The sequence below is a fragment of the Pandoraea sp. genome, assembly GCF_041919235.1.
In the GTDB taxonomy this organism is placed as follows: Bacteria; Pseudomonadota; Gammaproteobacteria; order Burkholderiales; family Burkholderiaceae; genus Pandoraea.
The window spans coordinates 19,667-34,777 of record NZ_JAYRUC010000031.1; the positions used below are offsets into that span (position 1 = coordinate 19,667).

General features: G+C 64.0%; 13 protein-coding genes. 6 read left to right on the plus strand and 7 right to left on the minus strand.

Annotated elements, in window-relative coordinates; all coding sequences use genetic code 11:
* Positions 1-9: 9 nt before the first annotated feature.
* Both badI and badH read right to left on the minus strand, forming a co-directional pair.
* Complete coding sequence (gene badI / locus ACE3UG_RS20345) at positions 10-792, minus strand: 2-ketocyclohexanecarboxyl-CoA hydrolase (protein WP_150584343.1); 783 nt, start codon at positions 790-792, stop codon at positions 10-12.
* A gap of 67 nt (positions 793-859) precedes the next feature.
* Positions 860-1,627: a 2-hydroxycyclohexanecarboxyl-CoA dehydrogenase gene (gene badH / locus ACE3UG_RS20350; RefSeq protein WP_374627311.1), complete on the minus strand. Its 768-nt coding sequence runs from the start codon at positions 1,625-1,627 to the stop codon at positions 860-862.
* A 145-nt stretch (positions 1,628-1,772) separates the two neighbouring features.
* Here badH and ACE3UG_RS20355 point away from each other — a divergent pair, with 145 nt between their 5' ends.
* From ACE3UG_RS20355 to ACE3UG_RS20380, 6 genes are all read left to right on the plus strand, one after another.
* Positions 1,773-2,309, plus strand: a complete 537-nt coding sequence (locus ACE3UG_RS20355; RefSeq protein WP_374627313.1) for a MarR family winged helix-turn-helix transcriptional regulator — start codon at positions 1,773-1,775, stop codon at positions 2,307-2,309.
* A 195-nt stretch (positions 2,310-2,504) separates the two neighbouring features.
* Positions 2,505-2,978 (plus strand): MarR family winged helix-turn-helix transcriptional regulator, encoded by a 474-nt coding sequence (locus ACE3UG_RS20360; RefSeq protein ID WP_374627315.1) that lies wholly within the window; start codon positions 2,505-2,507, stop codon positions 2,976-2,978.
* Positions 2,979-2,981: 3 nt separating this feature from the next.
* Positions 2,982-4,991: an FUSC family protein gene (locus tag ACE3UG_RS20365; protein WP_374627317.1), complete on the plus strand. Its 2,010-nt coding sequence runs from the start codon at positions 2,982-2,984 to the stop codon at positions 4,989-4,991.
* Entirely contained in the window at positions 4,988-5,197 is a 210-nt protein-coding gene (locus ACE3UG_RS20370) for a DUF1656 domain-containing protein (RefSeq protein WP_374627319.1), read from the plus strand. Before ACE3UG_RS20365 ends, ACE3UG_RS20370 begins: the two co-directional genes overlap by 4 nt.
* Complete coding sequence (locus tag ACE3UG_RS20375) at positions 5,194-6,165, plus strand: efflux RND transporter periplasmic adaptor subunit (RefSeq protein WP_374627321.1); 972 nt, start codon at positions 5,194-5,196, stop codon at positions 6,163-6,165. Before ACE3UG_RS20370 ends, ACE3UG_RS20375 begins: the two co-directional genes overlap by 4 nt.
* The gene (locus ACE3UG_RS20380) at positions 6,162-7,676 is read left to right on the plus strand and encodes an efflux transporter outer membrane subunit (protein WP_374627323.1); all 1,515 of its coding nucleotides are present in this window, start codon (positions 6,162-6,164) and stop codon (positions 7,674-7,676) included. Before ACE3UG_RS20375 ends, ACE3UG_RS20380 begins: the two co-directional genes overlap by 4 nt.
* A 216-nt stretch (positions 7,677-7,892) precedes the next feature.
* Here ACE3UG_RS20380 and ACE3UG_RS20385 read toward each other — a convergent pair whose 3' ends face one another.
* The 5 genes from ACE3UG_RS20385 to ACE3UG_RS20405 form a co-directional block, all read right to left on the minus strand.
* Positions 7,893-8,162, minus strand: coding sequence for a DUF4148 domain-containing protein (locus tag ACE3UG_RS20385; RefSeq protein ID WP_374627325.1), 270 nt, complete (start codon positions 8,160-8,162; stop codon positions 7,893-7,895).
* Positions 8,163-8,522: 360 nt separating this feature from the next.
* On the minus strand, positions 8,523-9,290 hold the full coding sequence (locus ACE3UG_RS20390; RefSeq protein ID WP_374627327.1) for a LuxR family transcriptional regulator: 768 nt from the start codon (positions 9,288-9,290) through the stop codon (positions 8,523-8,525).
* Positions 9,291-9,437: 147 nt separating this feature from the next.
* Positions 9,438-10,331: a LysR family transcriptional regulator gene (locus tag ACE3UG_RS20395; protein ID WP_374627329.1), complete on the minus strand. Its 894-nt coding sequence runs from the start codon at positions 10,329-10,331 to the stop codon at positions 9,438-9,440.
* Between the two features lie 184 nt (positions 10,332-10,515).
* Positions 10,516-11,976 (minus strand): efflux transporter outer membrane subunit, encoded by a 1,461-nt coding sequence (locus ACE3UG_RS20400; protein ID WP_374627331.1) that lies wholly within the window; start codon positions 11,974-11,976, stop codon positions 10,516-10,518.
* Entirely contained in the window at positions 11,973-15,110 is a 3,138-nt protein-coding gene (locus tag ACE3UG_RS20405) for a multidrug efflux RND transporter permease subunit (protein WP_374627333.1), read from the minus strand. Before ACE3UG_RS20405 ends, ACE3UG_RS20400 begins: the two co-directional genes overlap by 4 nt.
* Position 15,111 lies beyond the last annotated feature (1 nt).

The window sequence follows — 15,111 nt, forward strand, 5'->3', positions numbered from 1 at the left end:
TTCCCTCGCTTATTTGGCGTACTTGCGGAAGTCGGGCTTACGCTTTTCCTGAAATGCGCGCACACCCTCGCGCGATTCTTCCGTCTCGTAATAGAGCTTGAGCGCGTACATGCCCATGCCGGCGATGCCTGCCTGCTGTGCGGTGTCCATGTTGAACGAGCGCTTCGCGATGGCGATCGCCGTCGGGCTGCGCTCCATGATCTCGTCGCACCACTTCTGCACTTCGGTATCGAGCTGATCGTGGGGCACGACCGTGTTCACCAGCCCCATCGTCAGCGCCTCGGCCGCCGTATAGCGACGACACAGGTACCAGATCTCGCGTGCCTTCTTCTCGCCGACCACGCGCGCCAGAAACGCGGTGCCGAAGCCGGGATCGACCGAGCCGACCTTCGGCCCGACCTGGCCGAACACCGCCTTTTCCGACGCAATCGTGAAGTCGCACAAGGTGCAGATGACGTTGCCTCCGCCAATCGCATATCCCTGCACACGAGCGATGACCGGTTTGGGGACGTCGCGAATCGCGTTGTGCAACTCCTCCATCGGCAAACCGATGGTGCCGCGTCCGTCGTACTGCCCTTCATGCGCAGACTGGTCGCCGCCCGTGCAGAACGCTTTCTCGCCTGCACCCGCGAGCACGATGCTGCCGATCTCCCTGTCGTAGCCCGCTTTGTTGATCGCGTGAATCAGTTCGTCGCAGGTGCGCCCGCGAAACGCATTCATCTTGTCCGGACGGTTGATCGTGATCCACGCCGCGCCGTTACGCACTTCATACAGAATGTCTTCGTAGTTCATTGTCTTGATCCTCGCCGCCGGCCGCTTGACGTTCGGCCGTGTGCGGCATCGTCGTGATGGGGAAACGTCAGCCGTTCATCGTGAGTCCGCCCGACACACTCAGCACCTGACCGGTGACAAACGCGGCGTCGTCGCTGGCGAAGAAGGCAATCGCGCCGGGCAGATCGCTCGCCTGGCCGATGCGGCCCAGCGGAATCGCTTTCGTGAATGCCTCGACCAGCTTCTCGGGATTGCCGGCACCTTCCTTGTAGTCGGCAAACAGCGCCGTGTCGGTCGGCCCCGGACACACCACGTTCACAGTGATGCCGTGGCGCGCATGTTCGCGGGCGATCGTTTTCGAGAACGCCACGATTCCGCCTTTACAAGCGGCGTAGACCGCCTCGCCGGACGAGCCGACCCGCGCGGCGTCGGATGCGATGTTGACGATCCGCCCGCTGCGCCTCGCCACCATCTCGGGTAACACCGCGTGATGCATGTGCAGTGCGCCGACCAGGTTGATGGCAATCAGCCGCTCCCACTCGGCAGGCGACGTCTTGGTAAAGGGCTTGAAGATGTCCCAGCCGGCATTGTTGACAAGCACGCTCACCGGACCGAACGCCTGCGCGACGGCGGCAACCGCCGAGTCGACCTGCTCGCGCACGGTGATGTCGCACGCAAACGCCTGCGCTTCCCCCCCCGCTTCGACAATTTCCCCGGCGACGCGCTGCGCCGCAGCCAAATCGCGATCGAACACGGCCACGGCCGCCCCCTCGCTTCCCAGTCGACGGCATGTTGCCCCGCCGATCCCGCCCCCGCCGCCCGTCACAATGACGGTCTTGCCTTCGAACCGCTGCATGTCCTGCCTCCAGAGTCACTGACGGGCGAGGTATCCTTGCTGACCTTGCAAGCGGTCCACTCGCCAATCAAATTACGTCAATATATTGACGTATACTAGACACGTGATCGGCGATGCGCAAGCATGCAAATGCGGAGTTATCGATATGGAAAACCCTAAGAAAAATATAGAAATTGCGCACATGGAGTTGGCTAACCGGTTGTTCTTCCGGCTCTACCAATGCGCAAATATGTTGCATAAAACTGGCACAAGAGCCGTGGAAAGTCTTGGCCTGACGACGCAACAGTGGGCCGTGCTGGGGGCGCTGTCCCGGCCCGAAGTCCCCGACGGCATGAGCGTGGGCGACCTGGCCCGCTATCTGATGGTGAGCCGTCAGAACCTGTCCGGCCTGATCAGCCGCATGGAACGCGACGGACACATCGTCAGCACACCTGACGGACGCGACCGGCGCTCGCGCCGCATCACGATGACCGAGCACGGTCACCGCGTCTGGCACCGCGAGGCCGTGCCGCGCATTCACGAATATTATGAACGGGCGCTGGATGAGTTCTCGACGGGCGATATCACCCACACGCTGCACTACCTGCTCAAGCTGCTCGACAACATGAAGCGGATTGACGAGATGTCCGGATCGGAGAGCGAGACGACAGACGCCGGCAACTCAGGCATCTCCCGCACCTGAAAGTCCGGTCGCGCGGCGTCTGGCAGAAAATAAAACCGGCACAACGGACCGAAAACATTCGACGCAGTGTCTCCGTCTGGGGCCGCGAACGCCCCGCAAACCCTTGCCGGGTTTGCGTCTCGGCCAATCTCACCGCCCGCTGCAATAACGCATTAACTAGCATCCTAATTATTAGTTAACATATAATATTTCGCCATGACCTCGTTAGAATCGCTTCGCTTTGTCTTTACCAGCCATCTGTTGCTGGCGGGTAAGCAATGGCGTCAGATTTCACAGGGTGCGATCGTCGAACATGGAATTTCTGCGGCGAGCGCCGGCCCGCTGCTATTCATCCGCCGCCTTGGCCAGGGGGTGCGTCAGGTCGAGCTTGCCGAATACGTCGGGCTCGAAGGCGCGTCGCTGGTGCGGCTGCTCGATCAGTTGTGCGCAGCCGGACTCGTGCTGCGTGAAGTCGACGCCAGCGACCGCCGTGCCAATGCGCTGCGGCTCACGCAGGCTGGCGAAGCACTCGCCGAGAAACTCGAAATCGAACTCAGCCAGTTGCGCGCAAAAGTTTTCGCAAACATTCCGCGCGAGGATTTCGAAGCGGTGTTGCGCGTGTTCGAAGCCATTTCCAGCGTGGCGAGCCCCAATGTGGGCGCGCTCGAGATGGAGTCCCCGAAGAAGTAAACCGTGTTCAATTGGCCATCCCCCCGCGACTGGATTTTCTCGCTCAAGGCGTTCCTCGCCTCGATGCTGGCGCTCTATATCGCGCTCGCCCTCGGCCTGCCGCGTCCCTATTGGGCGATGGCCACGGTCTATATCGTGTCGCACCCGCTGACCGGCGCCACACGCTCCAAGGCGCTGTATCGCGTGCTCGGCACCCTGCTTGGCGCAAGCGCATCGGTCGTCTTCGTGCCGGCACTTGTCGATACGCCTGAGCTGCTGATGGCGGCCGTCGGGCTGTGGACCGGCACGCTCCTCTACATTTCGTTGCTGCATCGCTCGCCGCGCAGCTACGTGTTCCTGCTCGCGTCGTACACGTTACCGCTCATCGCCTTGCCGGCCGTGAATACGCCGGCGGTCATCTTCGATATCGCCGTCGCGCGCGCCGAGGAGATCATCCTCGGTATCGTTTGCGCAAGCGTGGTCGGCGCGGTGATTCTGCCGACCAGCGTGGCGAAGGTGCTGCACGACCGTTCGACACGCTGGTTGACCGACGCGGCGCGCTGGACGGCCGATATGCTCTCGTCAGACCCCGAAGGCAAGGCAGCGCGCCACATGAGCCGTCATCGCATGGCAGCGGACATTCTGGCGCTCGACCAGTTGATTAGCCAACTCTCGTACGACGCCGACACGTCCGAACGCGTGCGCGACGCGCAGGAACTACGCGGACGCATGACGATGATGATGCCCGTGCTCGCAACGGTGGCTTCGCTCGTGCACACGCTGCGCGCGCATCCGAGGGGCGCCCCCGCAGCGCTCGAGGCGAAGATGGCGGACGTGGTCGCATGGTTGCGGCGCGGTGCGCCGACACCGGCCCCGGACCATTTGCTGAGCCCGCCGCAGTCGGCCGACGAGGCCTCCGACTGGTACGGCGCGCTGGTGGCGGCAACGGAAGATCGCCTGCGCTCGCTCGTGCAGCTCTGGCAGGATTGCGCGTCGCTCCAGCGCCGCTTCGGTCAGCGCGACGAGCGCAACGGCGAGCGCGAATGGACGCCCGCCTTTCAACACTGGGAACTCGGGGGCGCGCGCCACTATGACCACGGCCTGCTGCTGTTCTCGACCGTTTCGGCTGCGTTGTGCACGTTCCTCATGGGCATGGCGTGGATCTACACCGGCTGGAACGACGGTGCCGCGGGCGTCTCGCTCGGTGCGGTGGCCTGCTGCTTCTTCGCCGCGATGGACGAGCCCGCGCCGTTCATCCGCTCGTTCTTCTGGGCAACGGCGGTGTGCGTCGTGTTCGCCGCCGTGTACGTGTTCTTCATTCTGACGAATGTGCACGACTTCGGTCTGCTTGTCGCACTCTTCGCCGTACCGTACCTGCTGCTGGGCACGCTCATCCCACAACCACGCTTCACGATGGTGGCCATGCTCGTCGCGGTCAACACGGCGAGCTTCGTCGGCATTCAGGGTGGATACACCGCCGACTTCCAGGCGTTCTTCAACGGTAATATCGCCGGACTCGCCGGCGTGCTGTTCGCCTTGCTCTGGACGTTGCAGACGCGCCCGTTCGGCACGCGCGTGGCCATGCGCCGACTGATTCATTCAAGCTGGCGCGACATCGCACGAAACGCGCTTGGACGCTCCGTGGCCGAACATCACCGTCTGCGCGCGCGCCTGCTCGACCGGCTCGGCCAACTGGTGCCGCGCCTGGCGGCGAGCGAGAGCGAAACGTCGAGCGACGGCTTTACCGAAGTGCGCGTCGAACTCTCGGCGCTGGCCTTGCAGCGCGAGCTCCCGAATCTCAACCCGTGGCAGCGCCACGCCGTCGAGGCGGTGCTCACCGACGTGGCGCGCTTTTATCAGGCGCGGCTCGACGACCTGACGAGTCAGCCCGACGCCGCGCTGCACGACACACTGCTGGGCGCCGTGCGCGCGTTGGTGGCCCATACCGATCAGACGTCGCGCAGTGCGCGCGCATCGCTCATGGACATCCACGTAGCGCTGTTCCCGGTCACGCAACCCGGGAGCGCCCAATGAGCGCAGAAATCGATATCTACGGCGTGTTCGTGCCGACGCTACTGGTGCTGATGGTGGTCGCCTTCGTGCTGACGGGCGCGCTGCGCTTCGTGCTCGCGCGCATCGGCTTTTACCGGCTCGTCTGGCACCGTTCGCTATTCAACCTTGCTGTGTACATCATCGCGCTGGGCGGTATCGTCGCCATCGCGCGCGCCTGCCATCCATGAAACTGAAACTTCGCTCGTTGGGTCCCGTCGCACTGACGCTCGCCATATCCGGTATCGCCGTCTTCGTGCTGCTGCATCTGTGGGACTACTACACCGTCGCTCCCTGGACGCGCGATGGCCGCATTCGTGCCGACATCGTGCAGGTCGCACCCGATGTTTCCGGCCTCATCACCGAGGTCGACGTGAAGGATAACCAGCCGGTTCGCCGTGGCGATCTGCTGTTCGTGATCGACCCCGAGCGCTACACGCTGGCGTTGCAACAGGCCGAAGCCAACGTCGCGGCCCGGCGTGCCACGCTCGCGCAGGCACGCCGCGAAAGCGCGCGTAACCATCAATTGGCGGAAGTCGTCGCTCAGGAAGTCGTCGAAGCCGGTCAGGCCAAGGTCGAATCCGGTGCAGCGGCGCTGGCACAGGCCGAGGCGGCTGCGCGACTGGCGAAGCTCAACCTCGAGCGAACGCGTGTTCTCGCGCCTGCCGATGGGTACTTGAACGACCGCTTGCCACGGGTGGGCGACTATGTCAGCACCGGCCACCCCGTGCTCTCGATGGTCGACGCCAACTCGCTGCACGTAGAAGGCTATTTCGAAGAGACGAAGATGCGCGGCATCCACATCGGCGACCCAGTCGACGTGCGCCTGATGGGCGAACATCATGTGCTGCACGGCCATGTACAAAGCATTGTGGCCGGCATTGAAGATCGCGACCGGACGAGCGGCGCGTCGATGCTGCCCAACATCAACCCGACCTTCAACTGGGTGCGACTCGCCCAGCGCATTCCGGTACGCATTGCCCTCGACGACGTACCCAAGGACATGCGGCTGGTCGCCGGACGCACCGCGACCGTCACCATCGTCGAAGGTACGCCGCGGAAATCCGGCCCGTCGAAATCAGCGAAACGAGCGCCACCGCTGCCTGCCGCAGCGGCCACGACGTTGAGCGCCACGGCGCAGCGCGGAGTCCAGCCGTGAAGACGCGATCACGCCTGGTGAGTGTCTTGAGCGCAGCCGCCGCGCTCGTCGCCGGATGCACGAGCGTCGGACCTGACTATCATCTGCCGCAGAACTCGGTGATGCGCTCGCCCGAGGCGAACGGTCCCATCGCACGCCCCGCGCAGCGCGCCGTCTCGATCGGTGCCGTACCCAACGACTGGTGGCAGCTCTACGACGACCCCAAGCTCGACGCGCTCGTGAAAGCGGCACTCGCCGCCAACACGGACGTTCGCGTTGCGCTCGCCAACGTGCAGCGTGCGATTGCGATGTATCACGAGGTGGACGCCGAGCATCTGCCGCAGGGTGGCGTGGACGCTGAAGCGGCACGCGCGCAGATCTCCGGCGAGAGTTTCCTCAAGGAAGAGAAGCTGCCGGTGGTCAATCTGGCGGCGGCCGCGCTGTCCGTCTCATATCAAATCGACTTCTTCGGCAAGCTGGCCCGCGCGGACGAAGCCGCCCTCGCGGCCGTCGAAGCCAGTCAGGCGGCCCTCGACGTCGCACGCGTGAGCGTCGCCGCCGAGACGGTGCGCGCCTATGTGCAGAGCTGCGCGGCCAACCACGAGTACGACATCGCCGAGGAGCAACTCGCGCTGCAGGAAAAAGGCGTGGCGATCACCCGGAAGCTCGTCGATGCCGGTCGCGACCAGCCGACCGATCTGCTGCGCGCACAGGCGCAGGCCGATACGTTACGCGCCGCCCTGCCGCGTTTCGAGGCGCAGCATGAGGCGGCGACCTACCGGCTCGCCGTAATGCTCGGCAAGGTGCCGGGCACGCTCGACGCGAGCGCCACACAATGCCGTCGCATTCCACTGCTCACTCAGCCACTGCCGGTCGGCGACGGCGCCGCGCTTCTCAAGCGCCGCCCCGACGTGCGTCAGGCCGAGCGCGAACTCGCGTCCGCCACGGCGAAGATCGGGGTGGCAACGGCGGACCTCTATCCGTCGATTCGAATCGGCGCATCGATCGGGGCGAGTGGTGTCCTGGAACACTTCGGACAAGGCCGCACCGAGCAATGGACCGTGGGGCCGATGATCACCTGGTCGTTACCGACCAACGGTGTTCGCGCGCACATCAAGGGCATGGCCGCTGGCGCAGATGCCGCCCTCGCGCATTTCGACGGTGTGGTACTCAAGGCATTGCAGGAGACGCAGACCTCACTCTCGGCCTACACGCGGGCACTGGAGCGTGACGACGCCCTGCGCGACGCCCGCGACAAGTCGCGCGCCGCCGCCGAGCAAAACCGTCAGCTCTATCGGGCCGGCCGGGCACCCTATCTGACGAGTCTTGACGCAGCGCGCACTCACGCCAATGCCGAGGCAGCGCTGGCCGCCGCAGAAACGCAAGTCGCAATGGACCAGGTCAATCTGTTCCTCGCGCTGGGCGGCGGCTGGCAGTCGAGCGCGGACAACGATCAAACGTCGCCGGCCGTTTCGCGGTCGACGTCGCGACCCGGAGGCACCCCCGCATTGGCTGCGCGCTCGCCCTATTGAGACAAGGCTCGTCGCGTCCAAGCGAGCTGCTGCGCCGCCCAAAATACACAAGCCCCGTCGGGAACGAATCCTCGGGCGGGGCTGCGGTCGTGACGCGCTGCGGCGTCGCAGAGGCGATTCGCGCGGCGTGGGCGGCACTCGTTGGCGAGTCCGGCGAGCCGTCGGCGAGCGCGGGGGCGGCTTTCGATCGTGCGTCGAAGCCTATGGCATTACGCGTCAGTTGGCTACCGGGGCTTGCGGCGCCACGGGCTGATTCTGAGCTTCGATCCTGGCCGTCAGCTTCTGCAACTGAATCGATTGCTCATACGTGTACGGGAAGTTGAATTCCGTCACCGGGGAGAGGCTAAGTTCACGGGCAGCTTGCAGTTCGGCGCGCACATGGGCGCGGGTCACGCCGCTGGCTTGCGCCTGATCTGCGGCAAATGCCGAGCCGGCAGCCATCGTCAGCCCAACGAGCGCAGCAGCGCTCAGCAAGTTCATTCTCATGGATTACTCCTTTAATCGTTCGTATCTCACTGATGGACACGAAAGCCACTGGTAAATCAGCTTTCGCCACGAATAAATTATAGGTTTCCCCAGTGATTGAACCAGCCTGAAAGCGTCAACACACTGTTTCGCAAAAGCAGTGAAATCCACCGAATCCGATGGCGAACCGACGCCAAGTCAGGGCAAATGAGTCGAAACAGGTGGGAAGAGAAAACGAAAGGACGCCGCCCGCCGGGAGACCGCGCGACGTCACGAGCTACCGAATAGCCGGCGCAACGTTGGACGAAATGAGAAGCGAGCGCAACCTCGTGAGCGTGGGGACGTGAACACTCACGCGTGGCGGGTGAGTTGCCGAACGGATCAGGGCGCTATCAAACCGCTGCCGATCGCGGCGGCAATTGCCTGATGCCGGTTGACCGCACCGAGCTTACGCTTGGCGTTATTGAGATGAAAGGTCACGGTGTGCTCGGAAATCTTCAATATCAAGCCGATCTCCCACGCCGTTTTGCCGCGCGCCGCCCATAGCAGACTCTCGACCTCTCGCGGACTGAGATTTCCTGAGCTGCGGCTCGCCACCCATTGCATGTCGAGCTGCTGGATCGCCTGGTGAAAATACACCGCCGTCAGATAAATTTCGCCGACCATGCGCGACTCATGCTCGACGCACGCTTCCGGCGACGTTGCCGTCGCGGCGCTGAAGATCGCCCGCTCGCCGGCTGCGCCGTAAATGGGAATCGACACCCCGGCACCAAGACCGTGGGCGCGGGCGTCGGCGAAGATGGGGTGCTGCGGCTTTTGCGCGAGAAAGGTTCGCCAGAGAATCGGCAGCGGTGACAGATTCGCGGCAATGAGTACCGGATCGACTTCTGCATATCCTGCATTCTGATAACGCTCGATCCACGCCGCCGGAAATGTCGTAAAAATGTGACGACTGGGCATTCCCAGCGCCGTAATGCGTTGGTCTTCAATCTGAAATGCTGCCGCCGCTCGTTCGCGACGCGGTAATAGCGGCGCATAGAACAATGCTTCATATCCGAGTCGTTGCGTCAACTTCTGAAACTCGGTGTCGAGCGCCTCGACCGAGCGGGCCCCGAGCAGCCCCTCAAATCGATAAAGATGATGATGCATTGCGAGTTGCACGTTGCTCAATATTTACAGATGAATTCCCGATATCCGCGCATTGTAGTCCCGGTTTTGGGCTTTGCGGACAGCAATTTCACGCGAAAAACGACGAAGCCATTTAAGGCGGAGTGCCAATCAATGCCGCGCTGAAAATTACGTCTCGATCCTCAATTCCTCAAGCGCCGAGATTACGTGGCGCAATCCTGGCGTAAGCGGCTTGTCCTGGCGCACAACAATCGCGAGCATTCTCGACAAGCTCGGTGTGAGTTCCGAGATACGCAATCCGCGCCGGTAATGCGTTGTGTTGACCGCCATTCGAGGCACGATGCTGTAACCCAATCCGGCCGCCACCATCTCCTTGATGGCCTCGATGCTGCCGAGCGCCATGACCGGGCGCACGCGCAACCCCGCTTGCAGGAACCATTCGTCGATCAACAGGCGAGTGCTGCTCCCCGATTCGAACGCCACCATTGGCGCGCCCGCGAGCGCCTGCGGTGTCACCGCCTCCGGCCAGTTCCGATCGCCGACCGGCGCGATGGCGACAAACGCATCGCGCAACACCGGCGTGATGTGAAGGCTACGCCCGGCCGTGGGCAAGGTCACGAGGCCGACATCGAGCCGGTTTTCGGTCACAGCCGCAACCACGTCGTCGGTGTTGCCGGTGCTCACCCGAATGTCGAGCATCGGATAGCGCTTGCGCATCGCGCGCAGTATCGGCGGCAGCAAGTGAATGCAGGCGGTCGCCCCGGTGCCGAGCGCCACTTCGCCGGCCACGCCACGCGCGTGGCTCGACAGCGCCTGCATCGCCGCTTCGACGACCCCATCGATGCGGCGGGCGTGCTCAAGCAACGTCAGGCCGGCCGATGTCGGCTTGAGCCGCTTACCGACGCGCTCGATCAGTCTGACGTTCAATCGCTGCTCCAATTGGCGAACCTGCAAGCTCACCGCCGGCTGTGAAAGCGAGAGCCGGGCGGCGGCCGCAGAAAAACTCCCAGCGTCGACCACTTCGGAAAACGTATGAAGTTGATCCAGATTCAGGCGCCGCATCTCAACGTTTTCCTAATGGATTGAATTAGATACCAAGACTTTACCAAGAGATGCCATTGAGGCGCCATGTTCATGGAAGACTCGCGGAAGGCGCGCGCCAACCGCATCTCCCAACGAAAAACCCCGCCGGATCGCGAGACCCGGCGGGGTGTGATTGGCGAGGAGCAAACCCCGTGCGCTCGCTTCAGGACGCGCCGACCTCCGGCCGCCAGCCTCCGCCCAACGCGCGATACAGCGCCACATGATTGACAAGCACCCGCTGCTTCACGTCAATCAACTGTTGCGCCGCCCCAAACGCGCTGCGCTGCGCGTCGAGCAGTTCCAGGTAGCTCGCCACCCCATTGGCATAACGCCGCTCGGCCAAGCGAAGACGTTCGCCCTCGCCGTCCGATACCCGCTGTTGCGCCTGGAACTGACGCAATAACAGCTGTTGCGCGGCAAGCGCGTCGTCCACTTCGGCAAACGCCGTCTGAATCGCACGTTCGTACGATACGACGGCCATCTCCTTGCGCGCGTTCGCCAGCGCCAGCTCCCGGCGGTTGCGGCCGCCGTCGAAGATCGGGACCGTGATCTGCGGCATGAAGGACCACACACCGGTGCCCGCGCCGAACAGATCGCCGAAGCTCGCGCTGGCGGTACCGATGGCCGTCGTCAGTTTGATCGACGGGAAAAACGCGGCGCGGGCGGCACCGATATTCGCGTTGGCGGAGCGCAGTTGCGCTTCCGCGCGTCGAATATCCGGGCGACGCATCAACAACGACGACGGCAGCCCCGCCGCCACGGGCACGACGAATGCGTCATCGAGCGAAGCGGCCACGACGGGCTTCGTGCCGACATCGCCGGTCAGCACTTGCAACGCGTGCACGATCTCGCTGCGTTGACGTTCGCGCTCGGCCAGGGCTGCGCGCGCGACTTCGACCTGCGTGGTCTCGGTATTCAGATCGAGATCGTCGACGAGGCCGCGCTCGGCGCGCAGGCGAATGACGCGCATGCCCGCCTCGCGTGCGGCCAGCACATCACGCGCGTAAGCGATCTGTTCGCTGATGGCCACGAGGCCGATGTACGACGTAGCCACTTCCGCGACGAGACTCACCTGTGCCGCGCGTTGCGCTTCCTCGCTCGCCAGATATTCCTGCAAGGCGGCATCGCGCAGACTGCGCACGCGCCCAAAGAAATCGAGTTCGAACGCGCTCACGCCGACCGTCGCACGCACGTCGTTGGCGACATGCCCGCTGCTGGACGTGCTGCCGTCGGACAACCCGGCCGCGCCCGAGTATCGTTGACGCGAGAACGCACCGCCCGCCTGCACGCTCGGCAGCAGATTGGCCGCCTCGATGCCGTATAGGGCGCGCGCTTCCTGCACACGCAGGGACGCCAGGCGCAAATCGCGATTCTGCTCGAGCGCGCGCCGAATCAGTGTCTGCAAGCCCGAATCGGTGAAGATGTCGGCCCAATCCGCGTTCGCCGCGACCGGCTCGACAAGCGCCAGATGGACGCCGGTGCCCGAGGGTGCGGCCTCGTACGTCGTCGGCATCGGTGCCGCCGGACGCTCATAGGTCGGCGCCAGCGTACAGCCGCCCAGCAGCGCCAACAGGCACGCGCCGGCGGCAGATTTTCCGCGCAAGCGGGGTCGAAACGTCGTCATACCTTCCCCTCGACGGCCGGCACGGCATCGTGCGATGCGTCCGGAACCGGCCGGCGCACGAAGCGGCCGACCATCAGGAAAAACAGCGGCACCAGGAAGATCGCCAGCACCGTCGCCGTTACGATCCCACCGAGTACCGCCACACCGATGGCGCGCTGCGCGCCCGACGCCGGACCCGAGGCAATTGCCAACGGGACCACGCCGAAGCCGAACGCAAGCGACGTCATCACGATCGGGCGCAGACGCAAGCGTGCCGCTTCGACGGCAGCGTCGATCCAGGCCATGCCCTGCTTCGCCATATCGTTGGCCACTTCCACAATCAGAATCGCGTTCTTCGCAGACAGCCCGATAGTCGCGATCAGTCCCACCTTGAAGTAGATGTCGTTGGGCATGCCCAATAGGTTCACCGCGCCGAGTGCGCCGATCACGCCGAGCGGCACCACCATGATGACGGCCACCGGAATCGCCCAGCTTTCATAGAGGGCCGCGAGTGCAAGAAACACCACTAGCACGGACAACGCAAACAGCGCGGGCGCCTGCGCGCCCGAGATGCGCTCCTCGAGCGACTGGCCGCTCCACTCGTGCCCAATGCCCATGGGCAAGTCGGCCATCAGTCGCTCCATGCGCGCCATCGCCTCGCCGCTGCTCTTGCCCGGCGCGGATTCGCCCTGAATTGTGAACGACGGATAGCCGTTGTAACGTCTGAACTGCGGCGAGCCGAGCTTCCACTCGAGCGAGACGAACGCGGAGAGCGGCGTCATCTCACCGTCGGCGTTACGCACGCGCAGATTGCCGACGTCTTCCGGCGACACGCGTTGTTTGCCGTCCGCCTGAACCAGCACACGCCGGTTCTCGGCACCGAGCATGAAGTCACCCACATAGTCGGAGCCGAACATGATCGCGAGGGTTGCGTTGACGTCGTCCATGTTGACCTTGAGCGCTTCCATCTTGTGCCGGTCGATGGCGACGTCGATCTGAGGCACCTCGCCCTGACCGGCAAAGATCACGTTTCTGAGCACCGGGTCTTGCGCCGCCTTCTTGAGCAGCGCATCGCGTGCAGCGGTGAGCGCCTCCTTGCCCACTCCTGCCCGGTCCTGCAGACGCAGGCTGAAGCCGTTCGACGAGCCCAATTCCGGCAGCGCCGGGCTGTTCATGGCCATCACCACGCGGTCGGGCTGACCGGCGAACTTGTCGTTGACGCGCTCGACGATGGCGTTCACCTCGTCGCGCGCAGACGTGCGCTCGTGCCAGTCCTTGAGCGTGACGAACAGCATGCCCCCGCCAGGGCCGGAACCGAACTCATTCCATCCCCCAAGCGCGAAGACGTGTTTGACCGGCTCGTGCTGCATCAAGTAACCCTCGATGCGTTCGAGCGCGGCCATCGCCTCGGGTAGCGTCGCGCCCTGCGGCTCGGAGGCCATCACCATGAAGCTGCCGGTGTCCTCGTCGGGAATGAACGACGACGGCAGCCGCATGAACGCGAGCGGCACGGCGATCAGCACTGCAGCATAGATCAGCATGGCCCGCCACGGACGGCGCAGCGTCTTGCCGACCGTGCGTGTGTAGCGCTCGGTCCCCATCGCAAAGGTGCGATTGAACCAACCGAAGAACCCACGCTTGTCGTGGTGATCGGCAGCGACCGGACGCAACAGCGTGGCGCACAACGCGGGCGTGAGCGAGAGGGCGAGAAACGCCGAGAACGCGATCGACACCGCGAGCGTGACCGCGAACTGACGGTAGATGTTGCCCACGGCCCCAGGGAAAAACGCCATCGGTACGAACACCGTCACGAGCACCACCGTGATCCCCACGATAGCGCCGCTGATCTGCTTCATCGCCTTGACCGTCGCGGCATACGGCGAGAGGCCTTCCTCCACCATGATCCGCTCGGTGTTCTCGACCACGACGATCGCGTCGTCGACCAGAATGCCGATCGCCAGCACCATGCCGAACATCGTCAGCGTATTGATCGAGTAGCCGAGTCCCAGCAGCACGCCGAAGGTACCAAGCAACGCCACCGGCACGACGAGCGTGGGAATGAGCGTGGCGCGCAGGTTCTGCATGAACAGATACATCACCAGAAACACAAGCACCACGGCTTCGAGCAGCGTCTTCACGACCTTCTGAATCGAGACCTTCACGAACGACGCGGTCTCGTAAGGGATCTGATACGAAACACCGGCCGGGAACATCGCCGATTGCTCGTCCATCACCTGACGCACGGCCTTCATCACCGCGACCGCGTTCGAGCCGGCGGCCAACTTGATGCCCATCGCCGTTGCCGGCATGCCGTCGACGCGCGACGAGTACGCATAATCGGCCGCGCCCAATTCCACGCGGGCGACATCGCCGAGCCGGATCGCCGAGCCGTCAGCGCGCACCCGCAGTGCAATCCTGGCAAACGCTTCGGGCGAGGAGAGCGAGCCGTCCGACACCACGTTGGCGTTGATCGGGGCCGAGGCAGGGGTCGAGCCTGCACCGATATCGCCGATGGTCACGCGCGCGTTGTGGGCGCGGATCTTCGAGACGATGTCCGACGCACTCAGATCGAGCGCAACGAGCTTCGCCGAATCGGGCCAGACGCGAATCGCCTTCTCGGTGCCCCAGAACTGCACTTGTCCCACGCCTGGCACACGCTTGAGCTGGTTGATGATCTGCGCCGAGGCGATCTCTCCGAGATCGGACTCGCCGATGGCGGGATTGGCCGACGCCAATGTGACCACCATTTGCACGTTGTCGGCAGCACGCTCTACGACCACGCCATCGCGACGCACCACTTCAGGCAGGCGCGATTCGACAGTTTTCAGACGGTTCTGCACCTCGACGGCGGCCAGATCGAGACTGGTGCCCTGGCGGAAGGTGAGGTTGACCGACGAGCGGCCGTTACCGCTGGAGGCCGACGTGTACATCAGCCCCGGCGCGCCGTTCATCTGGCGCTCGATGATCGCCGTCACCGAGTCCTCGACCACCTTTGCCGACGCCCCCGGGTAACTGCTCCACACGCTGACTGTGGGCGGGGCAATGTCCGGGTACTGCGCCACGGGCAGCGCCCGGATAGCGAGCACGCCGATGAGTGTGATCAACAGGGCGATCACCCAGGCGAAAACCGGGCGATCGATAAAGAAACGGGCCATG